At 54.1% G+C, this 21,894-nt stretch carries 25 protein-coding genes; 15 read left to right on the top strand and 10 right to left on the bottom strand.

From position 1 onward, the window contains the following. Positions 1–214 precede the first annotated feature (214 nt). The 3 genes from yeaG (at position 215) to IB212_RS09045 (ending at position 4,113) form a co-directional block, all read left to right on the top strand. Positions 215–2,149: a protein kinase YeaG gene (gene yeaG / locus IB212_RS09055; protein WP_014883443.1), complete on the top strand. Its 1,935-nt coding sequence runs from the start codon at positions 215–217 to the stop codon at positions 2,147–2,149. Positions 2,150–2,223: 74 nt separating this feature from the next. Continuing rightward, on the top strand, positions 2,224–3,507 hold the full coding sequence (locus IB212_RS09050; protein ID WP_028012767.1) for a YeaH/YhbH family protein: 1,284 nt from the start codon (positions 2,224–2,226) through the stop codon (positions 3,505–3,507). A gap of 99 nt (positions 3,508–3,606) precedes the next feature. Further along, a complete protein-coding gene (locus tag IB212_RS09045) occupies positions 3,607–4,113 on the top strand; it encodes a YbaK/prolyl-tRNA synthetase associated domain-containing protein (protein WP_028012766.1) in 507 nt (168 codons plus the stop codon). A gap of 5 nt (positions 4,114–4,118) precedes the next feature. Here the strand turns inward: IB212_RS09045 and yoaI are convergent, their stop codons facing one another. Then, positions 4,119–4,223: a small membrane protein YoaI gene (gene yoaI / locus IB212_RS09040; protein ID WP_088205013.1), complete on the bottom strand. Its 105-nt coding sequence runs from the start codon at positions 4,221–4,223 to the stop codon at positions 4,119–4,121. A 144-nt stretch (positions 4,224–4,367) separates the two neighbouring features. Between yoaI and IB212_RS09035 the strand changes: the two genes are divergently transcribed. Beyond that, the gene (locus IB212_RS09035; protein WP_041910481.1) at positions 4,368–4,814 is read left to right on the top strand and encodes a DUF441 domain-containing protein; all 447 of its coding nucleotides are present in this window, start codon (positions 4,368–4,370) and stop codon (positions 4,812–4,814) included. Here IB212_RS09035 and IB212_RS09030 read toward each other — a convergent pair. Next, positions 4,798–5,589, bottom strand: coding sequence for a helix-turn-helix transcriptional regulator (locus IB212_RS09030; RefSeq protein ID WP_041910482.1), 792 nt, complete (start codon positions 5,587–5,589; stop codon positions 4,798–4,800). The two genes, IB212_RS09035 and IB212_RS09030, sit on opposite strands and share 17 nt — an antisense overlap. A gap of 99 nt (positions 5,590–5,688) precedes the next feature. On the opposite strand from IB212_RS09030, the gene IB212_RS09025 reads away from it, so the two are divergent. Beyond that, on the top strand, positions 5,689–6,876 hold the full coding sequence (locus IB212_RS09025) for a CynX/NimT family MFS transporter (RefSeq protein WP_047364330.1): 1,188 nt from the start codon (positions 5,689–5,691) through the stop codon (positions 6,874–6,876). A gap of 31 nt (positions 6,877–6,907) precedes the next feature. Here the strand turns inward: IB212_RS09025 and IB212_RS09020 are convergent, their stop codons facing one another. After that, positions 6,908–7,615: a CTP synthase gene (locus tag IB212_RS09020; RefSeq protein ID WP_028012763.1), complete on the bottom strand. Its 708-nt coding sequence runs from the start codon at positions 7,613–7,615 to the stop codon at positions 6,908–6,910. A 101-nt stretch (positions 7,616–7,716) separates the two neighbouring features. Between IB212_RS09020 and IB212_RS09015 the strand changes: the two genes are divergently transcribed. Further along, a complete protein-coding gene (locus IB212_RS09015; protein WP_041910484.1) occupies positions 7,717–8,061 on the top strand; it encodes a DUF488 domain-containing protein in 345 nt (114 codons plus the stop codon). Here the strand turns inward: IB212_RS09015 and IB212_RS09010 are convergent, their stop codons facing one another. Continuing rightward, positions 8,062–8,367: a hypothetical protein gene (locus IB212_RS09010; RefSeq protein ID WP_028012761.1), complete on the bottom strand. Its 306-nt coding sequence runs from the start codon at positions 8,365–8,367 to the stop codon at positions 8,062–8,064. It lies immediately after the preceding gene. Between the two features lie 80 nt (positions 8,368–8,447). Continuing rightward, positions 8,448–8,702: a DUF333 domain-containing protein gene (locus IB212_RS09005; protein ID WP_041910485.1), complete on the bottom strand. Its 255-nt coding sequence runs from the start codon at positions 8,700–8,702 to the stop codon at positions 8,448–8,450. A gap of 308 nt (positions 8,703–9,010) precedes the next feature. Here IB212_RS09005 and IB212_RS09000 point away from each other — a divergent pair, with 308 nt between their 5' ends. The 3 genes from IB212_RS09000 to IB212_RS08990 all read left to right on the top strand — a co-directional run bounded on the left by IB212_RS09000 (position 9,011) and on the right by IB212_RS08990 (position 11,693). Beyond that, on the top strand, positions 9,011–10,030 hold the full coding sequence (locus tag IB212_RS09000) for a sensor domain-containing diguanylate cyclase (protein WP_059355539.1): 1,020 nt from the start codon (positions 9,011–9,013) through the stop codon (positions 10,028–10,030). A gap of 45 nt (positions 10,031–10,075) precedes the next feature. Further along, positions 10,076–10,174, top strand: coding sequence for a YoaK family small membrane protein (locus tag IB212_RS08995; protein ID WP_049003319.1), 99 nt, complete (start codon positions 10,076–10,078; stop codon positions 10,172–10,174). Positions 10,175–10,364: 190 nt separating this feature from the next. Next, on the top strand, positions 10,365–11,693 hold the full coding sequence (locus IB212_RS08990) for an IS4 family transposase (protein ID WP_409033779.1): 1,329 nt from the start codon (positions 10,365–10,367) through the stop codon (positions 11,691–11,693). A 45-nt stretch (positions 11,694–11,738) separates the two neighbouring features. Here IB212_RS08990 and IB212_RS08985 read toward each other — a convergent pair whose 3' ends face one another. Together IB212_RS08985 and IB212_RS08980 are read right to left on the bottom strand one after the other, a co-directional pair. Further along, the gene (locus IB212_RS08985; protein ID WP_028012758.1) at positions 11,739–11,987 is read right to left on the bottom strand and encodes a GlsB/YeaQ/YmgE family stress response membrane protein; all 249 of its coding nucleotides are present in this window, start codon (positions 11,985–11,987) and stop codon (positions 11,739–11,741) included. A gap of 278 nt (positions 11,988–12,265) precedes the next feature. After that, a complete protein-coding gene (locus tag IB212_RS08980) occupies positions 12,266–13,750 on the bottom strand; it encodes a sensor domain-containing diguanylate cyclase (protein WP_239689087.1) in 1,485 nt (494 codons plus the stop codon). Positions 13,751–13,922: 172 nt separating this feature from the next. Here IB212_RS08980 and IB212_RS08975 point away from each other — a divergent pair, with 172 nt between their 5' ends. Beyond that, positions 13,923–15,422 carry an EAL domain-containing protein gene (locus tag IB212_RS08975; RefSeq protein ID WP_188245810.1) on the top strand — a complete coding sequence of 500 codons (1,500 nt, stop codon included), beginning with the start codon at positions 13,923–13,925 and terminating at the stop codon, positions 15,420–15,422. A 1-nt stretch (position 15,423) separates the two neighbouring features. Here the strand turns inward: IB212_RS08975 and IB212_RS08970 are convergent, their stop codons facing one another. The 3 genes from IB212_RS08970 to icd form a co-directional block, all read right to left on the bottom strand. After that, a complete protein-coding gene (locus IB212_RS08970; RefSeq protein WP_028012755.1) occupies positions 15,424–15,669 on the bottom strand; it encodes a DUF2543 family protein in 246 nt (81 codons plus the stop codon). 69 nt (positions 15,670–15,738) lie between these two features. After that, positions 15,739–16,086 (bottom strand): DUF1304 domain-containing protein, encoded by a 348-nt coding sequence (locus IB212_RS08965; RefSeq protein WP_163333106.1) that lies wholly within the window; start codon positions 16,084–16,086, stop codon positions 15,739–15,741. 77 nt (positions 16,087–16,163) lie between these two features. Continuing rightward, the gene (gene icd, locus IB212_RS08960) at positions 16,164–17,414 is read right to left on the bottom strand and encodes an NADP-dependent isocitrate dehydrogenase (RefSeq protein WP_003857898.1); all 1,251 of its coding nucleotides are present in this window, start codon (positions 17,412–17,414) and stop codon (positions 16,164–16,166) included. A 117-nt stretch (positions 17,415–17,531) separates the two neighbouring features. On the opposite strand from icd, the gene rluE reads away from it, so the two are divergent. The 5 genes from rluE to purB are packed head-to-tail and all read left to right on the top strand — an operon-like array spanning position 17,532 to position 21,867. Then, a complete protein-coding gene (gene rluE, locus IB212_RS08955; protein ID WP_041910487.1) occupies positions 17,532–18,185 on the top strand; it encodes a 23S rRNA pseudouridine(2457) synthase RluE in 654 nt (217 codons plus the stop codon). Between the two features lie 9 nt (positions 18,186–18,194). Continuing rightward, complete coding sequence (locus IB212_RS08950) at positions 18,195–18,668, top strand: NUDIX hydrolase (RefSeq protein WP_041910488.1); 474 nt, start codon at positions 18,195–18,197, stop codon at positions 18,666–18,668. A gap of 40 nt (positions 18,669–18,708) precedes the next feature. After that, positions 18,709–19,821 (top strand): tRNA 2-thiouridine(34) synthase MnmA, encoded by a 1,113-nt coding sequence (mnmA, locus tag IB212_RS08945; RefSeq protein WP_028012751.1) that lies wholly within the window; start codon positions 18,709–18,711, stop codon positions 19,819–19,821. Positions 19,822–19,847: 26 nt separating this feature from the next. After that, complete coding sequence (hflD, locus tag IB212_RS08940) at positions 19,848–20,477, top strand: high frequency lysogenization protein HflD (RefSeq protein ID WP_013097081.1); 630 nt, start codon at positions 19,848–19,850, stop codon at positions 20,475–20,477. A 19-nt stretch (positions 20,478–20,496) separates the two neighbouring features. Then, positions 20,497–21,867: an adenylosuccinate lyase gene (gene purB / locus IB212_RS08935; protein ID WP_041910489.1), complete on the top strand. Its 1,371-nt coding sequence runs from the start codon at positions 20,497–20,499 to the stop codon at positions 21,865–21,867. The last annotated feature ends 27 nt before the right edge of the window (positions 21,868–21,894 follow it).

The raw sequence follows: 21,894 nt of genomic DNA, 5'->3' as shown, positions 1-21,894 counted from the left end.
TTGAAATTAGTTTTTCTCAGCATGCAAGTTTGGCAAATGCCATCTACGCTTAAATTTAAGAAGAGTTTTCCTGAACACCTGCGGTTCTTAGCGTCTGACCTGGCACACAGGTTGCTGCTCTGGCAGTGGGGTGCGAGAGATTCTCTTCCGGGAGCCTCCACTACTCATACGAACGGCTCTTATCCTGTGCTAAAAAACGAAAGGACGGCATGCCATGAATATATTCGATCACTATCGCCAGCGCTACGAAGCTGCCAAGGACGAAGAGTTCACACTGCAGGAGTTTCTTACCATTTGTCGGCAAGATCGCAGTGCCTATGCCAATGCGGCAGAACGGCTATTGATGGCTATCGGTGAGCCAAACATGGTTGATACTGCCCTGGAGCCACGGCTTTCCCGTCTATTTTCGAATCGGGTGGTCGCCCGATATCCGGCGTTCGAAGAGTTCTATGGTATGGAAGATGCCATTGAACAGATTGTCTCCTATCTGAAGCATGCCGCCCAGGGTCTGGAAGAGAAGAAACAGATCCTCTATTTACTCGGCCCCGTCGGCGGCGGTAAATCCTCGCTGGCTGAACGCCTGAAGTCGCTGATGCAGCGCGTACCGATTTACGTGCTAAGCGCCAACGGCGAACGCAGCCCGGTGAACGACCATCCGCTGTGCCTGTTTAACCCGCAGGAAGATGCGCAAATTCTGGATAAAGAGTTTGGCATCCCGCGTCGCTACCTCGGCACCATTATGTCGCCGTGGGCAGCAAAACGCCTGCACGAATTTGGCGGTGATATCACCAAATTCCGCGTCGTGAAAGTGTGGCCATCCATACTGGAGCAGATCGCTATCGCCAAAACCGAACCGGGTGATGAGAACAACCAGGATATCTCGGCGCTGGTGGGTAAAGTCGATATCCGTAAGCTGGAAAACTTCGCACAAAACGACCCGGATGCCTATGGCTATTCCGGTGCGCTGTGCCGCGCCAACCAGGGGATTATGGAATTCGTCGAGATGTTTAAAGCACCGATCAAAGTGCTGCATCCTCTGCTGACGGCGACCCAGGAAGGGAACTACAACGGGACGGAAGGTATCTCCGCCCTGCCGTTTAACGGGATTATTCTCGCCCACTCGAACGAATCGGAATGGGTAACCTTCCGTAATAACAAAAACAATGAGGCCTTCCTTGACCGCGTGTACATCGTCAAGGTGCCTTATTGCCTGCGAATCTCCGAAGAGATCAAAATTTACGAAAAACTGCTTAACCACAGTGAACTGGTGCATGCGCCATGCGCTCCGGGCACGCTGGAAACGCTCTCGCGCTTCTCCATCCTGTCGCGTCTGAAAGAGCCGGAAAACTCCAGCATCTATTCGAAAATGCGCGTCTACGACGGTGAAAGCCTGAAAGATACCGACCCGAAAGCGAAATCGTACCAGGAATACCGCGATTACGCCGGGGTTGATGAAGGGATGAACGGCCTCTCCACGCGTTTCGCGTTTAAGATCCTCTCCCGGGTCTTTAACTTCGACCACGCGGAAGTGGCGGCCAACCCGGTTCATCTGTTCTACGTCCTGGAGCAGCAAATCGAGCGCGAGCAGTTCCCGCAGGAGCAGGCTGAACGCTACCTTGAGTTCCTGAAAGGCTACCTGATCCCGAAATACGCCGAGTTCATTGGCAAAGAGATCCAGACGGCCTATCTGGAATCCTATTCAGAATACGGGCAGAACATTTTCGACCGCTATGTCACCTATGCTGACTTCTGGATCCAGGATCAGGAGTACCGCGACCCGGATACCGGCCAGCTGTTTGATCGTGAATCCCTGAACGCGGAGCTGGAAAAAATCGAGAAGCCTGCCGGGATCAGCAACCCGAAAGACTTCCGGAATGAGATTGTGAACTTCGTCCTGCGCGCCAGAGCGCATAATAACGGGCGCAATCCGAACTGGACCAGCTACGAGAAGCTGCGCACGGTTATTGAGAAGAAAATGTTCTCCAATACCGAAGAGCTGCTGCCGGTGATCTCGTTTAACACCAAAACCTCAACCGACGAGCAGAAGAAACACGACGATTTTGTCGACCGTATGATGGAAAAAGGCTACACCCGCAAACAGGTTCGCCTGCTCTGCGAATGGTATCTGCGCGTGCGTAAATCGTCCTAAAACAAGTGCCCGGTAGCGCCTGCGCCTGCCGGGCCAACAAAAACGCAAGTTGGCAAATGCAGTACGGGGGGTATATGACCTGGTTTATTGACCGGCGTCTTAACGGCAAAAACAAGAGCACGGTGAACCGCCAGCGCTTCTTGCGCCGTTATAAAGCGCAAATTAAACAGTCGATCTCCGAGGCCATCAACAAACGCTCGGTGACCGACGTCGACAGCGGCGAGTCTGTCTCCATCCCTACCGATGACATCAGCGAACCGATGTTTCATCAGGGGCGCGGCGGCCTGCGCCATCGCGTTCATCCAGGTAACGACCACTTCGTTCAGAACGACAGAATTGAGCGCCCTCAGGGCGGCGGCGGTGGTTCAGGAAGCGGTCAGGGGCAGGCCAGCCAGGACGGTGAAGGCCAGGATGAGTTCGTTTTCCAGATTTCGAAAGATGAATATCTCGACCTGCTGTTTGAGGACCTTGCGCTGCCGAACCTGAAAAAGAATCAGCATCGTCAGCTTAACGAGTATAAAACCCATCGCGCGGGCTATACCGCTAATGGCGTGCCCGCCAATATCAGCGTTGTGCGTTCGTTGCAGAATTCTCTGGCGCGCCGCACGGCCATGACGGCGGGCAAACGTCGCGAACTGCGCGAGCTGGAGAGCAGCCTGAAGGTCGTGGAAAACACGGAGCCGGCGCAGCTGCTGGAAGAGGAGCGCCTGCGTAAAGAGATTGCCGAACTAAGAGCGAAGATCGACCGCGTGCCGTTTATCGATACCTTCGACCTGCGCTACAAGAACTACGAAAAACGTCCTGAACCCTCCAGCCAGGCGGTCATGTTCTGTCTGATGGACGTCTCCGGCTCGATGGACCAGGCCACCAAGGATATGGCGAAGCGTTTTTACATCCTGCTCTATCTGTTCCTGAGCAGAACCTATAAGAACGTGGAAGTGGTCTATATCCGCCATCACACCCAGGCGAAGGAGGTGGATGAACATGAGTTCTTCTACTCCCAGGAGACGGGGGGGACCATCGTATCAAGCGCCCTGAAGCTAATGGATGAAGTAGTGAAAGAGCGTTACGACCCGGCGCAGTGGAACATTTATGCCGCGCAGGCGTCGGATGGCGACAACTGGGCCGACGACTCACCGCTGTGTCACGAGATCCTGGCGAAGAAAATTCTGCCGGTGGTGCGTTACTACAGTTATATCGAAATCACCCGTCGCGCCCACCAGACCCTGTGGCGGGAATATGAACATCTGCAGTCCATGTTCGATAACTTTGCCATGCAGCATATCCGCGATCAGGATGATATTTATCCTGTGTTCAGGGAGCTGTTCCACAAGCAATCTGCTACCAGCAACGCATAACCCAACAGCCAGCGAATCCGCTGGCTGTTTTCTTTCGACCCCGTTTATCCCGTGCTAATGTAGCAAGCTGCATACTGGATTATCACCGGGAAAATGATGATGACTGACGACGTTATGGGGACAAGTACCCACCATCAGCTGATTACCTTACTCACCGAGCAGGGCGCGCGTTTTCGCGTCATGGAGCACGAGGCGGTGGGGAAATGCGAAGCGGTGAGTGAAATTCGCGGGACCGATCTGCGCCAGGGGGCAAAAGCCCTGGTCTGCAAGGTGAAGGGCAACGGCGTTAAAAAACACGTACTGGCGATTCTGGCCGCCGACCTGCAGGCCGATCTGAGCCAGCTTGCCAGCCATTTTGGCGGGCTTAAAGCCTCCCTCGCCAGCCCGGCCGAGGTCGATACCCTTACCGCCTGCGTTTTTGGCGCGATCCCGCCCTTCAGCTTCCATCCTGATTTGGCGCTAGTGGCCGACCCGCTGCTATTCGAGCGTTTCGACGAAATTGCCTTTAACGCCGGTTTACTGGAGAAATCCGTGATCATGGACACCCAGGATTACCTGCGCATCGCCCGTCCTGAGCTTGTAAACTTCCATAAGGCGTCGTCGTGACGGCGCTAGCCTCTTCTTTCCAGAAACAGCACGGAGGCGACGAGAATCACGGCAATAGCGAAAAACGATGAGGAGATAATGAGCGTTTCAACAAACATGTGATCGTTCATGATGGCGATCCCTTTGCGATACCTGCCTTCGTTTTAATCCGCGTAAATGACAGGGTAATGACAGCGATAAAATCTTTTTAACGCTGTCCTCCGCCGCGTTTACGCGTACAGTAAGCAGGATAATTATTCTGGCAAGGATCCCCCATGTTTGACCCGACTCTGCTCATTCTTCTGGCGCTCGCCGCGCTCGGCTTTATCAGCCATAACACCACCGTTGCCATCTCGATTCTGGTGCTGATTATTGTGCGCGTGACCCCGTTAAATACCTTTTTCCCGTGGATAGAAAAACAAGGCCTCACCCTCGGGATCATCATTTTAACCATCGGGGTGATGGCTCCCATCGCCAGCGGCACCCTTCCCGCCTCAACGCTGCTGCACTCGTTTATGAACTGGAAATCTCTGGTGGCGATCGCGGTGGGGATTTTTGTTTCGTGGCTGGGCGGACGCGGCGTGACGCTGATGAGCAGCCAGCCCTCGCTGGTGGCGGGCCTGCTGGTGGGCACGGTACTCGGCGTGGCGCTCTTCCGCGGCGTGCCGGTAGGCCCGCTGATTGCGGCAGGGCTGGTGTCCCTGTTTATCGGGAAGTCATAGTCAGGCTGGCCATGTAACGCGCCGGCGTCTGGCCCAGCCCCTTTTTGAACATGGTGATAAACGCGGTGGTAGAGTCATAGCCCAGAGACTGTGCCACCTGCTGCACCGATTTCCCGCTAATCAAATGCTGTAACGCCACGATCAGCTGAAGCTGGTGACGCCAGCGGCGAAAGCTTAAACCGGTCTCTTTGACCACCAGCCGCGCCAGGTTGCGTTCACTCATCGCGAAATGGCTTGCCCACTGCGCCAGCGTCTGCCAGGCGGCGGGCTCTTCCGCCATCTTCTCGCTCATCAGCCGAATTTTAGGATGGGGAGAGACGGGCAGCTGCAGATGCTCCTGGCGCTGGAGCGGCAGCTCGTCAAACAGGACGTCCACCAGACGCGATGTGGCCGCAAGATGCAGCTGTTCACGTGATTTCTCCGCCAGGGATAAAATCAGCTCCCGCACCAGAGGAGAGATTTTCAGGGTGCAGCAGCGGTCGGGCAGGCTGGCGGCACCAGGCTCAATAAACAAAAAGCAGAGCTGCGCCCCCGGCGTGGCCCTGTTGCTGTGCGGCATTTGGCCTGGGATCCAGACGGCATACTGGGGCGGTACCATCAGCATCGCATTTTCCACTTCGCAGGTGATCGCGCCGCCAAGGGCCAGAATCAGCTGCCCCTTACGGTGTTGATGCTGCGGAATATATTGTTCTTCCGTCACCACGCGGATACGAAACGCGACGGCCGCATCGTGCTGGCTATCAGGATCGTAGCCGTCCAGTCCAAGACCAATCATCAGGTTGTCCGATATTAGCGATAAACTGTCATTTTAGCCTGATTTCAACCGCTGAGAAAATCGGTATTGTGTGCGCTCGCTTGAACGTATGAGAACACAATGACTACTGCTCTTCGCACCTCAGGAAAACAGGGCGCGCTGTTGATCGCAGGCATCCTGATGATTGCCACCACGCTTCGCGTCACCTTTACCGGCGCAGCGCCGCTGCTCGATACCATTCGCCTTGATTATGGCTTAAGCACGGCGCAAACCGGTCTGCTGACCACCCTGCCCCTGCTGGCCTTTGCTCTTGTCTCCCCGCTCGCGGCGGGCGTTGCCCGGCGTATCGGCATGGAGCGCAGCCTGTTTATCGCCCTGATGCTGATTTGCATCGGGATTGCGGTTCGCTCCCTGCCTTCCGCTACCCTGCTTTTCATCGGAACGGCGGTGATTGGTTGCGGGATCGCGCTGGGGAATGTGCTGTTGCCCGGCTTAATTAAGCGTGATTTCCCGGGCCAGGTTGCCCGACTCACCGGCGCCTATTCCCTGACGATGGGTGTCTCTGCCGCGTTAGGCTCGGCGCTGATCGTACCTTTGGCGCAGGGTAATGCGGGCTGGCACGGCGCGCTGCTGACGCTGATGGCGTTTCCTCTGATCGCGCTGCTGCTCTGGCTGCCGCAGTGGCGTCAAAAACACGTCGCAACAGTAACGGGCGCAGGCGCGCTGCATAACCGCGCGATCTGGCGCTCGGCACTCGCCTGGCAGGTGACGCTCTTTCTGGGGATAAATTCGCTGATTTATTACGTCATCATCGGCTGGCTGCCGGCCATATTACTCAGCCACGGCTTTAGCGAAGCGCAGGCCGGCTCGGTGCACGGCCTTTTACAGCTTGCCACGGCCGTGCCGGGGCTTGCCGTTCCGCTCGTCCTGCAGCGTATGAAGGATCAGCGAACCATTGCCGGAGCGGTTGGGCTGATGTGCGCGGTAAGCGCGGCGGGTTTGTGGTTTATGCCTGAGATGGCGGTGATGTGGACGCTGGTGTTTGGCTTTGGTACAGGGGCAACGATGATCCTCGGCCTGACGTTCATCGGCCTGCGCGCCAGCTCCGCACACCAGGCGGCAGCGTTGTCCGGTATGGCACAGTCTATTGGTTATCTGCTCGCCGCCTGCGGTCCGCCGCTGATGGGTAAAATTCACGATTCGGCTGGAGACTGGCGGATCCCGCTTCTCGCCTGCGCGCTGGCCGCTGTCGTCATGGCCATCTGCGGCGTACTTGCCGGGCGCGACCGGGAAATCGCGCCCCGATAAACACGGTGGCAGACCATCGGGTCTGCCTTTTTTACCCGCGCGCCGCGCGCAGCATTGCCTGCACCAGCACCACCGGACGCCCTTCCAGCGCAGCACGCTCGTGCTGGAATAAGGTGATCACAAAGAACGGATGGGTCACCAGCTCCGCAGCGCGGATTTCCCCCTGCTCGTCCCAGCCCGTCACGCGCATATCACCGCTCTCCAGTTCCTGAGCAAACGCCGCCGATACGCCATAGTTACAGTGATAACCCTCTACGATTTCCGGCTTTCCGTAAGCCTTCGCGATCAACGTATTATTGCGCAGCTCAATGGCATCGGTTTTCTCCACCAGCGAGCAGGTCAGCGGCGCAATCACCATCGTGCCTTCGGTATCCGTCTCAGCATGTGCCGCGTCGCTCCAGCCCAGCACGTTACGGGCATACTCAATTAACGCATGCTGGAACCCACCGCAGGTGCCCAGGAACGGAATGCTGTTTTCACGCGCGTAGCGTGCGGCAATAAAGGCCGCCTCGGTATTTTTATAGGGGCTTGCGGGAACCAGCCAGATGGCATCGTAGCCCACCAGATCCTCAGAACTGGTTAATTCCGTGGTGGCAAGCCAGTCGTAATCGGCGGTGAGGTCAAGGACCGCGGCGGCGTCGTCAATGGCCAGCGGGATCGCCTTGTGTGCAATAACATCAGGATTGTAATCGCCAACCAGCGCAATGCGCAGCGTCGTTTTAACCGGGAGGTGTTCCATGAAAGGTTCCTTATGCCAGAGTATTATCAGATAACATAAGGAACCTCAGACTACCGATCTTCTGCAATTATCACAATACCTTAAATTGGGAGGGTGGAATTATGATTCAGTGCAAACGCGTCTATGAACAGGCGAGCCCGGGCGATGGCTATCGGGTTCTGGTGGACAGGCTCTGGCCCCGCGGGGTGAAAAAAACGGACCTCGCGTATGACGAATGGTGTAAAACGCTCACACCGTCCAGCGCGTTACGCAAGGACTTTCATAGCGAAGCGATTGATTTCGCGGCCTTCACTAAAGCCTACAAGGAAGAGCTCGCGCAGCATAAGGACGAAGGAGAGCGTCTGGCGGCGCTGGCGAAAAAGCAGACCGTAACCCTGCTCTACGGCGCGAAGGACACCAAGCAGAATCACGCTCTGGTCTTAGCCGACTGGCTGCGCCATCTGTGATCAGCCGACCGTCAGCTCATCCTGAATTTGCGGAGCTTCGTCCGGGGTGAGCGGCATCAGGTGTTCGGCGCGAACAAACGCAAAGCCGTGCTGATTATCAAAGGCGTAGACGTCTCCCGTCACCAGCCAGAGCGCGCGGTCCGCGCTTGCGGGTAACTGCGTCATCACGCCGTTGACCGGGTTAACGAAACGCTGGCCGGGCTGGCAGAGACCAAATAGCTCCACAGATTTACCAATATTGCGACGGCCTGACGCCGTGCGGGCACCGACGATCATCGCCACGCTGCCCGGTTTAAGCTGAAACATACTTCTCTCGCGGTAACGGTAGCCAGAAATTGGCTAAGAATAATCCTAAAGAGAAGTGTATCGCAGCTACTGTCCCTCTGTCACCTGGCAGGTTGCGGATGATCGCGACGATAGAGCGTCCATTCGTCGATCACTTCGCCACCGGGCAGCTTGCACTCGGTGCGGACTCCCTGCGGGCTTTGAATTGGGACCTGTTCCCCGCCCTTTTCCAGGCAGTAAACGGAAGCCGGGTTCGCCATGCCCACGGCGTGCGGCGGTTTCGGGGCGTCGGGTGGGGTTGTTTTTGCGGTGCAGGCAACCAGGGGAAGCGCCAGCGCCATTAGCAGAAATCTCATCTTGTTGATCCTTTTGACATCATCATTGGCTAAGGGTAACGGCTTGTCGCCGCTTTCTCCATGATTTCTCCATTCTAACTGCACTTTTCAACGCTACAGTCTGGCATGTTCTCACTTTGACCAGAGAACATCATTCCGTAATCAAGATGTCTTTGCCCCGTTCTCAACAACGGGGCTTTTTTTCCCGCCTGCTGCCTACCTCTGCATATATTAAATTTTCTATATTCATGTTTTACTATGCCGGAAGCCTAAAAATTCAGCATAACATGCAGATGCAGACGTCTTCTGCCTGGGAGTCATTCTACGTCATGTCGGATCTTATCCTCGCTCGCGTTTCAGAAACCCTTGCCACCGAGCAATCCCTTGAAAGCCTCGTTCGTCAGCTGCTGGAGATGCTGGAAATCGTCACCGACATGGAGTCGACGTATCTGACGAAGGTGGATATAACAGCCCGGCTGCAGCATATCCTCTATGCCCGAAACAGCAAGCAGATGACTATCCCGGAAGGGTTAAGCGTGCCATGGGATGAAACGCTGTGTAAGCGCGCGCTGGATAGCGACACATTATTCAGTAACGATGTCCCCGAGCGCTGGCCGGAGTGTGAAGCGGCGAAAGCACTCGGCATTACCACTTACATGAGCATCCCCGTTCATCTTGCCGATGGCTCGCTTTACGGTACGCTCTGCGCCACCAGCACGGCAAAAAAACCGCTCAGCGCGCGCGGCGAGCAGATGCTAAAACTCTTCGCCGGGTTGATTAGTCAGTACATTCAGAAAGAGTCTCTGGTGACCCAGCTCCGTGAAGCCAACGCGGCGCTTATCGCCCACTCCTACACAGATGCTCTTACAGGGTTACCCAACCGTCGCGCCATTTTTGAGGATCTGACCACCCTGTTTTCGCTGGCGCGGCATCTGAAACGTAACGCCATCATTGCCTTTATCGATCTGGATGATTTTAAACTGATTAACGATCGATACGGGCATGAAGCAGGCGACCAGTTCCTGATTGAAGTGGGCAAGCGTTTGACTGCAGTAAAACAGCAGGACGATATCATCGGCCGGCTGGGCGGCGATGAGTTTCTGGTGGCCACTCTGAGCAACGTCGAGAATGAGGAGCAAATCCACCTTCTCAGAACGCGCCTCAGCGCCCGAATTGCGGGGGAATACTGGCTGGGTAGCATCAGCATCATTTATCCTGGCGCCAGCCTCGGCGTTATCGAAGTGGATCCCGGCGTAACCGATCCGGACAGTGCGTTACGTGCCGCGGATATCGCGATGTATCAGGATAAAAAAGGAAAAAGCAAAACAGGCTTTCTCGCGATGGATTAACCCCGTACACTCTACGGCGTTATAAAAACCGAAACAGGTGATGATATGAGAATAGGGATCCTCTTCCCGGTCGTTATTTTTATAACGGCGGTAGTATTTCTGACGTGGTTTTTTGTCGGTGGTTACGCTGCTCCGGGGGCATAAATGAGAAAAACCACCCTCATTATGTTGATCGTTGCCGTCGTGGCGTTTGCCGGCACGCAGTTTGGCTGGTGGTAAACCCGTTACGTAAAAAGGCCGCCATATGGCATAATACCGATCAGTTAAGGATCGGTTGACCGATCCAGTGGCTGTGTAAGAATCCGGAAATGTTTACCCGTTTCCGGATTTTTTTATGCACATTGGACAGGCTCTTGATCTGGTATCACGTTACGATTCTCTGCGTAACCCTCTGACTTCTCTGGGCGACTATCTTGACCCGGAACTGATTTCCCGCTGCCTTGAAGAATCCGGCACCGTCACGTTACGCAAACGGCGCCTTCCTCTGGAAATGATGGTCTGGTGCATTATCGGTATGGCCCTTGAGCGTAAGGAGCCGGTTCATCAGATAGTTAACCGGCTGGATATCATGTTACCCGGCAACCGTCCGTTCGTTGCCCCCAGTGCCGTGATCCAGGCCCGTCAGCGGCTGGGAAGCGAAGCCATCCGCCGCGTGTTCACGCAAACAGCGCAGCTCTGGCATAACGCCACACCGCATCCGCACTGGTGCGGCCTGACACTGCTGGCCATCGATGGTGTGTTCTGGCGCACACCGGATACGCCGGAAAACGATAGCGCCTTTCCCCGCCAGACGCATGGCGGAAACCCGGCACTCTACCCGCAGGTAAAAATGGTCTGCCAGATGGAACTGACCAGCCATCTGTTGACGGCAGCGGCCTTCGGCACGATGAAAAACAGCGAAAATGAGCTCGCGGAGCAACTGATAGAGCAGACCGGCGATAACACCCTGACGTTAATGGATAAAGGCTATTACTCGCTGGGGCTGCTGAATGCGTGGAGCCAGGCGGGAGAACACCGTCACTGGATGCTCCCGCTCAGAAAGGGAGCACAGTATGAAGAGGTCAGAAAGCTGGGTAAAGGCGACTATCTGGTGAAGCTGAAAACCAGCCCACAGGCACGAAAAAAATGGCCGGGTCTGGGAGATGAGATGACAGCCCGCCTGCTGACCGTAACGCGCAAAGGGAAAACCAGCCATCTGCTGACGTCGATGACGGACGCCATGCGCTATCCCGGAGGAGAAATGGCAGACCTGTACAGCCATCGCTGGGAAATAGAGCTGGGGTACAGGGAGATAAAACAAACGATGCAACTGAGCAGGCTGACGCTGAGGAGTAAAAAGCCGGAGCTTGTGGAGCAGGAGTTATGGGGCGTGTTACTGGCGTATAATCTGGTGCGATATCAGATGATTAAAATGGCGGGCCATCTGAAAGGATACTGGCCGAATCAGCTGAGCTTCTCAGAATCATGCGGCATGGTCATGAGAATGCTGATGACGCTGCAGGGCGCTTCACCAGGGCGTATCCCGGAGCTGATGCGTGATCTTGAAAGCATGGCGCAACTGGTAAAGTTGCCGACAAGAAGGGAAAGGGCCTTCCCGAGGGTGGTAAAGGAAAGGCCCTGGAGATACCCCACAGCCCCGAAAAAAAGCCAGTCAGTTGCTTAACTGACTGGCATTACGCCATATGGCAGCCTTTTTAACGCTTCAGTATTAGCTTTTGATCTTTCTGTAGATAAACAGCACAACCAGCGCGCCGATCACCGCGACCGCGAAACTGCCGAAGTTAAAGCCATCGACTTTACCAAAACCGAACAGCGTACTGATCCAACCGCCGACTACCGCGCCGACAATACCCAGTATTATGGTGACGATAAACCCACCGCCATCTTTGCCCGGCATGATCCACTTCGCCAGAATACCCGCAATAAGCCCAAAGATAATCCAGGATAAAATTCCCATAACTTTCCTCTCTGTATGGTTTTTGTCATTAAATCAACGACACAAAAAGGATAGCACAGGATCTGAGAAAGGAAATTTGTGATAAGCCTCACAGAGAGAGTCTGCGCATTTCTTCATCAACATGCCCTTCCACAAGAACTGTGGGGTTGCATCTTTTATTGAGAAAGATTATCTTTCTCAACACTGAATAGTTGAGAAAAACACTCAGGTATTCAGTACGACATTGCTCACATTGCTTCCAGTATTTCTTGCCCACTCATGAGTGGGCTTTTTTTTGATCAAGCCCCAACGAAAGCGTGCCGGTTGCGCCCGCCGCGTTTTGCCTGATAGAGCGCCTGGTCGGCAGCATTAATAATATTCTGCTGGCTACCCGCGATGTTGACAGCACGCGCACTGGAGACCCCTACGCTTACCGTGACCCGCCCGAAGGGGCTAAACGCGTGTTCAATTTGCTGAGAGAAAACATAGCGAATAATCGTCTGCGCAAGGCGGAGCGCCTCCTGGATATCCGTTTCAGGCAAAATCAGCGCAAACTCCTCCCCGCCATAGCGCGCCACAATCTGGTTGTCGCGGGTGAGACTTTCCCTGAGGCAGTTTCCCAGCAACGCCAGGCATCTGTCCCCTTCCGGATGACCGTAGTTATCGTTGTACTTTTTGAAGTAGTCCACATCCACAAGGAGCAGCGAAACCGGCTCGTCCTTTGCCGCACACGCCGCAATTTCCGAGAGGATTTTTTCATCAAAGATGCGCCTGTTATAAAGCCCTGTCAGCGCATCCTCCGAGGCAATAATCTTTAGCGCTTTGTTATCCCGTGCTTTTCTGGATAAGTCGGAATAGAGGAAACAGGACGCCACGATGAGCGTCGCGGTAAACACCAAAATAAGTGCGGCAAGCTGAATCGCCTGCTTGCGCCACGGTGAAAGGGCTTCATCAATGCTTACCGCTACCGTCGTAACCAGTCCGTAGCGCCTGTTTTTCTCATAGGCATAAATGCGTTCGATTTTATCAAACCTGGAGACTGAGCTGGCTATCCCTGTATTTTGTACCTTGAGGTATTTTCTGAAGAGAGGTGAGTCAGAAAAAATCGTACCGATATAGTTATTTTTAAAGGGATAACGAATCAGTAAAACGCCTGCTTGCGTCGTTAAACCAATAACGCCCGCGTGACCAATATTAATTTGTCCATAAAGTGCCAGAAAATTTTCGATACCCAGCGTCACCACCACAACACCGTTAAATGCACCGGTGTGGGTTTCAAGGCGTCGGCTAAGAGTAATAACCCATTTACCATTGGTTCTGCTTATCACCGGCTCACCAATATAAATCTGCTGACTTTTATTTTCCTTGTGATAGACAAAAAATGCTCTGTCCGCGCCATTATGGGGGCCCGCAAAATTTTTGTGCAATGCAGTGAAGATATCCCCATGCGCATCATAGACAACCACATTATTAATCTGAGTAAGAAGATTATCCTGATTGCTTATCATTCGCTGAATATTGATCGCCTGTTGGGGGGTCATACCATAAATTTCGATTGTGTCGGAAACGGTGGTAATTAACATTTCACTTTGGCGAATGATCCCTTCCGTGTAGACGTTAAGGGTATGGCTCAGGTTGGCAACGCTGGTATTGATTTGCTGGATTGACTGCTGTCGTGACGTGGCAATCTGGACGGCAAGCGACAATGAAACAATCAATGAGACAATGATGACGGTAATGGTTGTTGTGTAAAAAGTATTTTTCACATGCACGAGCTTTTCCACCTTATCACGCCTGGCATCCCTGGCTGACAACTCTTGTCACTGTAACAAAGCTCAGGTTAAGAGGAAAACAAATTGCACTTAAGCATAACGGCTGCCGTTATTATCAGGCTTGTAGCTTGCACTGCCTGTGATAAGATTTGAGAGATGAGGGAGCGGACAGGGTATCTGGAAAATGAAAAAGATCATTGCCGTTACTATCGTTTCAGCGTTTCTGGTCTTCCTGTCTCTTTTTGCGGTTAATGCAGTTATCGGGAGCCAGCAGAAAAGCAAACAGCTTGAGATTTCCCGAACCCTTTTACAGCATTCAGAAAGTCTGACCCAGAGCATGGCGCAGACGCTCAAAAACCTGACCACACAGGGATGCGACAGAGACAGCCTCGATCGCTACCGGCAGGTCAAGCTCGAAAGCCGCTATGTCGCTGACGTCGGTTTTATTGAAAAGGGAAAAATAGTCTGTACCGCTTTTTGGGGTAAACTCGTTAATCCTGTCCCGCTTCCTGAAGAGCTCCATGAAACGCCCAGAGGATTTCTCCTCGCGCAATTTTCGAGAAAGGATTTTTTTACCGGCAATGCGGCCATCTATAATAATCACATCATCTTCACCTCCCGCTATGCTTACGATAAATTCACCCCGGTTACGGAGAGCTATTCTCTGAGCACCACCACCAGGGACTTAAGCAGAACGTTTTTTTCGGCTACGCCTGAATTAAACCAACAGAGCGAACTGAATTCCTCCTTGTTTACCCTGACCCTCACCCGGTGCAGCACCACGTGGGATTTGTGCGTCATTGTGAAGCATCACAATGCGGGACTGGCCTCGTTATCTCCCGTTCTATTTATCGTTCTCGCGGTCATTTTATGTTTTATCTGGATTGCGATAACGCTCTTTTTCTTTCGACTCAACGAGGACCGGTTTTCCCTGGAGCGGACGCTGGTCAAAGCAGTTATCACTAATACCATCGGCGTTCATTACCAGCCCATTGTTCGGATTGAGGATAAAAAAATTGTAGGCGTGGAGGTCTTGTCGAGGTGGCGTGACGCAAGTTACGGAGACGTCTCCCCGGAACTGTTTATTCCATTAATAAAAAAAATTGGCCTGTATAAAAATTACTATATTAATATTCTCCAAAAATCCCTTTCGGATATCGCGCCACTTATTATTAAATATCATCTGGTTGTTTCGCTCAATGTTGACCGAACGGAAATTGAAGACGGACAGTTTATCAGCATTTTGCGCCGTAGCTGTTTAGCTAATAACATTCCGCTCTCTCTGATCAAAATCGAGCTTTCTGAAAAAGCCATTTCAACGGGGAATATTCTGGAAGATTTCTGCAAGGATTTAAAAAACCTTGGCGTGAGAATATCCATTGATGACTTCGGGGTGCAAAACTCAAACCTGGCAAGGCTTTCGCTGCTTGAATATGATGAGATCAAAATCGACAAGTCGCTGGTCGATGGCATCAGTGAACATTACAAGCAGAACATTTTTGTCATTTTTAGCGACGCCCTCGCAAAACTGAATAAAACGCTTGTTTTCGAAGGCGTAGAGAGCGAAATACAGTATCGCTTTATTGCTGAAAGATACCCCGAGGCGCTGATTCAGGGATGGTATTTCTCAAAATCCGTCACCCGAAGCGAGCTTGCGAAGCGACTCGCTGGGATCGCGCGGTAGGTTACTCGTTTCCCCACTGATTGAGAAAGTTCGCAATATCATCAATACGTTCGGCACGAACCCCGGCTTCACGCGCCATCTCCTGCTGAGCTTCCTCATCGATCTCCTCATTATTCGACAAACGCGTGAGAAGCAGCTGGAAATAATGCGCCAGCGAATCCTGCTCTGACTCACTCACGGGCTTTGTGGCTTCCGTCGCGTACTCTTCGACGATGTCATAATACTTCAGTGGGATTTCGTTATTCATAACAGCGTTAATCTCTGAGGGTGAAGCCACAAGTATATCCGACGACGTACGGTTAACCAACGCGTTGCGTCAGATAAGCAGGGCAAGCAGGGCTGCAAGAGCAGGTATGGCCTGGACGTACAGTATCTTTCGGCTGGCGGTCACTGCGCCAAAGAGTCCGGCAATCAACACGCAGGTCAGGAAGAAGATGGCCACAGATATACCCTTTTCACCAAGCCAGAGGCTCCAGAGCAGACCCGCAGCCAGAAAACCATTATACAGCCCCTGATTCGCGGCCAGCACGCGGGTGTCGCGCGCAAAATCGGGACGCAGATTAAAGGCCTTGTGCCCTGTTCTGGTGTTCCACAGGAACATTTCCAGCACAAGAATGTAGATATGGATGAATGCAACGACAGCGATAAGAACAGTAGCGAGCATCGTGTTATTTCCCGCAGGCAGAGGCAAAAAAAACGGGAACCCTCAGGCCCCCGCTCTTGTTTAACCCAGAATCTGGATTACATGTTCGCGATAATCGCGTCGCCAAACTCTGAGCATTTCAGCAGCTTAGCGCCTTCCATCAGACGTTCGAAATCGTAAGTTACGGTTTTCGCGTTGATCGCGCCTTCCATACCTTTGACTATCAGGTCTGCGGCTTCGAACCATTCCATATGACGCAGCATCATCTCTGCGGAGAGGATGATAGAGCCTGGGTTCACTTTGTCCTGGCCTGCGTATTTTGGTGCAGTACCGTGGGTTGCTTCGAACAGGGCGCACTCGTCGCCGATGTTCGCGCCAGGGGCGATACCGATACCGCCAACCTGTGCCGCCAGGGCGTCAGAAATGTAGTCACCGTTCAGGTTCATACAGGCGATCACGTCGTATTCAGCAGGACGCAGCAGGATCTGCTGCAGGAACGCATCGGCGATCACATCTTTAATGATGATCTCTTTGCCGGTGTTCGGGTTCTTGATCTTCTGCCACGGGCCGCCGTCGATCAGCTCACCGCCGAACTCTTCGGTCGCCAGCTGGTAGCCCCAGTCTTTGAACGCGCCTTCGGTGAACTTCATGATGTTGCCCTTGTGAACCAGGGTCACAGAATCACGGTCGTTGGTGATCGCGTATTCGATGGCCGCACGCACCAGGCGCTTGGTGCCTTCTTCAGAGCACGGCTTAATGCCGATACCGCAGTGCTCAGGGAAGCGAATTTTCTTCACGCCCATCTCTTCGCGCAGGAATTTAATCACTTTTTCTGCATCAGCAGAGTCCGCTTTCCACTCGATGCCCGCGTAGATGTCTTCTGAGTTTTCGCGGAAGATAACCATGTCGGTCAGTTCAGGGTGCTTAACCGGGCTTGGGGTGCCCTGATAGTAACGAACCGGACGCAGACACACGTACAGGTCCAGCTCCTGACGCAGCGCCACGTTCAGGGAACGGATGCCGCCGCCGACCGGAGTGGTCAGTGGGCCTTTAATAGCAACGCGGTAGTCGCGGATCAGGTCCAGCGTTTCTGCTGGCAGCCATACGTCCTGGCCATAAACTTGCGTTGATTTCTCACCGGTGTAAATTTCCATCCAGGAAATTTTACGCTCGCCTTTGTAGGCTTTCTCAACAGCGGCATCAACCACTTTCAGCATTGCCGGGGTAACGTCTACACCGATACCGTCGCCTTCGATGAACGGAATAATCGGATTGTGAGGAACGTTAATCTTGCCGTTTTGCAGGGTGATCTTTTTACCTTCCGCCGGAACAACTACTTTGCTTTCCATTAACCTCTCCTTCGAGCGCTTCTGGTTGTTACTGATCTTATGTTAATAAATTGTAATGAGCCCTTCGATAGTACCTGATTGTCCTGCGCCATGAAAGGTCTTCGTTATTAGGCTATAATGCGGCAATTGATAACGCCTGAAAATACCATGAAGAAAACTTCTTTTACAAAACACCGGGTTGAGCGATTCAGCTCGCGACAAGCCGCCAGACGACCGCAAGAAACCCAGCCAAAGCGGGTTATTCTGTTCAATAAACCCTACGATGTTTTGCCGCAGTTTACCGATGAGGCCGGACGCAGCACGCTGAAGGATTACATCCCTGTTCAGGGCGTCTACGCCGCCGGTCGCCTGGACCGGGACAGCGAAGGACTTTTGGTCCTGACCAACGACGGCGCCCTACAGGCAAAGCTTACACAACCGGGCAAACGCAGCGGCAAAATTTACTTTGTGCAGGTTGAAGGTGAGCCGGACGAAGAGACGCTGGCGAAACTGCGCAGCGGGGTGACGCTGAACGACGGTCCCACCCTGCCCGCCGGTATTGAACGCGTGAATGAGCCGGAGTGGCTGTGGCCGCGTAACCCGCCCATTCGCGAGCGCAAATCTATCCCGACAAGCTGGCTCAAAATCACCCTGTATGAAGGCCGCAACCGCCAGGTGAGGCGAATGACCGCGCACGTCGGCTTCCCTACCCTACGTCTGATTCGCTACGCCATGGGCAGGTACACGCTGGATACGCTGGCAAACGGCGAATGGCGCGACGCTGCCCCTTAAGGAGAAACGATGTTTAAACCTCATGTTACGGTCGCCTGCGTGGTGCACGCGCAGGGAAAATTCCTCGTTGTGGAAGAGAGCATCAACGGCAGGGCGCTGTGGAATCAGCCTGCAGGGCATCTTGAAGCCAATGAAACGTTGCTGCAGGCCGCGAAGCGCGAGCTCTGGGAAGAGACCGGCATTCGCGCTAAGCCCCAGCACTTCATTCGCATGCACCAGTGGATTGCGCCCGACAGCACCCCATTCCTGCGCTTTTTATTCGCCGTTGAGCTTAGCGAAACGTGCGCCACTGAACCGCACGATGACGATATCGATCGCTGCCTGTGGGTCACCGCCGAGGAGATCCTGAACGCGCCAAACCTGCGCTCGCCGCTGGTTGCGGAAAGCATCCGCTGCTGGCAGTCAGGCGCACGCCTGCCGCTGGGTGTCATCGGAGAATTTAACTGGCCGTTTACAGAGGGTGTCAACGGTGGGGGGGCGTGATAGAATACGCCGCCTTGAAGTTCAATGTCGTGAGTATTCCATGTCAGATAACAGCCAGAAAAAAGTGATCGTCGGCATGTCCGGCGGTGTCGATTCCTCCGTTTCCGCCTACCTGTTGCAGCAACAGGGCTATAAGGTGGAGGGCCTGTTCATGAAGAACTGGGAGGAAGACGATGGCGAGGAATACTGCACTGCCGCAGCGGATCTCGCCGACGCGCAGGCCGTATGCGACAAGCTCGGCATTGAACTGCACACCGTTAACTTTGCCGCAGAATACTGGGACAACGTCTTTGAACTGTTCCTGGAAGAGTACAAAGCGGGCCGTACCCCGAACCCGGATATTCTGTGCAACAAAGAGATCAAATTTAAAGCCTTCCTGGAATTCGCCGCGGAAGATCTGGGCGCTGACTACATTGCGACCGGTCACTACGTGCGTCGTGCGGACGTGAATGGCAAAAGCCAGCTGCTGCGCGGCCTCGACGGCAATAAAGACCAGAGCTACTTCCTTTATACGCTGAGCCACGAACAGATTGCGCAAAGCCTGTTCCCGGTCGGCGAACTGGAAAAGCCGGAAGTGCGTAAAATTGCCGAAGAGCTGGACCTGATTACCGCGAAGAAAAAAGACTCCACCGGTATCTGCTTTATCGGTGAGCGCAAATTCCGTGATTTTCTGGGCCGCTACCTGCCTGCACAGCCAGGTAAAATTGTCACCGTTGATGGCGACGAGATTGGTCAGCATCAGGGGCTGATGTACCACACCTTAGGCCAGCGTAAAGGCCTGGGTATTGGTGGGACGAAAGAAGGCAGCGAAGATCCGTGGTACGTGGTCGACAAAGACGTCGAAAACAATATTCTGGTGGTGGCTCAGGGTCACGACCACCCGCGTCTGATGTCCGTTGGCCTTATCGCACAGCAGTTGCACTGGGTCGATCGCGAGCCCCTGAAAGGCACGCTGCGCTGCACGGTGAAAACGCGCTACCGCCAGACCGATATTCCTTGCACCATCACCGCGCTTGATGACGACCGTATTGACGTCCGTTTCGACGAGCCGGTCGCCGCCGTTACCCCGGGGCAGTCTGCTGTCTTCTACAGCGGCGAAATCTGCCTGGGCGGCGGGATCATTGAACAGCGCCTGCCGCTGCCCGCTGTTTAACCGATTGCACACATAAAGGAGACCGTGTGGCGAAGAATTATTATGACATCACCCTTGCGCTGGCAGGAATTTGCCAGTCTGCTCGTCTGGTGCAACAGCTGGCGCATCAGGGTCACTGTGACGCTGATGCCCTGCACGTTTCGCTCAACAGCGTTATCGACCTCAACCCCGGTTCAACCCTGGGCGTGTTCGGCGGCAGCGAAACCAATCTTCGTCTCGGTCTTGAAACCCTGCTTGGCGTGCTTAACGCCAGTAGCCGTCAGGGGTTAAACGCGGAACTGACCCGCTACACCTTAAGCCTGATGGTGCTTGAGCGTAAGCTGAGCGCGGCGAAAGGCGCGCTCAATACCCTGGGCGATCGCATCGCCGGGCTACAGCGTCAGCTCGACCATTTTGACCTGCAATCTGAAACGCTGCTGAGCGCCATGGCGGGCATTTACGTTGACGTCATCAGCCCGCTGGGCCCGCGCATTCAGGTCACCGGCTCCCCTGCCGTACTGCAAAGCCCGCAGGTGCAGGCGAAGGTCCGCGCTTCCCTGCTGGCTGGGATCCGCGCCGCCGTGCTGTGGCATCAGGTTGGCGGTGGCCGCCTGCAGTTAATGTTTTCTCGTAATCGCCTGACTACTCAGGCAAAACAAATTCTTGCTCATTGTTAACCTCCCGGAGTTGCGAATTATGGAATTATCCTCACTGACCGCCGTATCCCCTGTCGATGGACGCTACGGCGATAAAGTCAGCGCGCTGCGCGGGATCTTCAGCGAATATGGTTTGCTGAAGTTCCGTGTTCAGGTTGAAGTACGCTGGCTGCAGAAGCTGGCCGCCCAGGCAGCAATCAAGGAAGTTCCTGCTTTTGACGAAAAGGCAAACGATTACCTTGATAAAATCGTTGCTGAGTTTAGCGAAGAAGATGCCGCGCGCATTAAGACCATTGAACGCACCACCAACCACGACGTGAAAGCGGTTGAGTATTTCCTGAAAGAGAAAGTGGAAAGCGTCCCGGCTCTGCATGCGGTATCCGAGTTCATTCACTTCGCCTGTACGTCCGAAGATATCAACAACCTGTCTCACGCGCTGATGCTCTCCACCGCGCGTAAAGAAGTGGTGCTGCCTTACTGGCGTAAAATCATCGACGCGGTGAAAGCGCTGTCCGTGGAATACCGCGACATTCCGCTGCTTTCCCGTACCCACGGCCAGCCAGCCACCCCATCCACGATGGGTAAAGAGATGGCGAACGTGGCGTACCGGATGGAGCGCCAATACCGTCAGCTGGAGCAGGTTGAAATTCTGGGTAAAATCAACGGCGCGGTCGGTAACTACAATGCCCACATTGCCGCGTACCCGGAAGTGGACTGGCATCAGTTCAGCGAAGAGTTCGTGACCTCTCTGGGGATCCAGTGGAACCCGTACACCACCCAGATTGAGCCGCACGACTACATTGCAGAGTTGTTTGACTGCATCGCGCGCTTCAACACCATCCTGATCGACTTCGATCGCGACGTGTGGGGCTACATCGCGCTGAACCACTTCAAGCAGAAGACCATCGCCGGGGAAATTGGCTCCTCCACCATGCCGCACAAAGTGAACCCAATCGACTTTGAAAACTCCGAAGGCAACCTGGGCCTGGCGAATGCCGTGCTGCAGCATATGGCGAGCAAGCTGCCGGTTTCCCGCTGGCAGCGCGACCTGACCGACTCCACCGTGCTGCGTAACCTGGGCGTGGGCATTGGCTACGCGCTGATCGCGTATCAGTCCACCCTGAAGGGCGTGAGCAAGCTCGAAGTGAACCGTGACCGTCTTCTGGACGAGCTGGATCACAACTGGGAAGTATTGGCAGAGCCGATTCAGACCGTGATGCGCCGCTACGGTATCGAAAAACCGTACGAGAAGCTGAAAGAGCTGACACGCGGTAAACGCGTCGATGCCGAAGGCATGAAACAGTTTATCGACGGTCTGGCACTGCCGGAAGAAGAGAAAATCCGCCTGAAGGCCATGACTCCGGCGAATTACATTGGCCGCGCCATCACCATGGTTGATGAGCTGAAGTAATGTTCCTTCCCCCCTTTCCGCCCGGAA

The sequence above is a fragment of the Enterobacter sp. E12 genome, from assembly GCF_014596715.2.
Taxonomy (GTDB): domain Bacteria; phylum Pseudomonadota; class Gammaproteobacteria; order Enterobacterales; family Enterobacteriaceae; genus Enterobacter; species Enterobacter bugandensis.
Note: the sequence above shows the minus strand (reverse complement) of the source record. Positions and strands in the feature narration are given on the sequence as shown.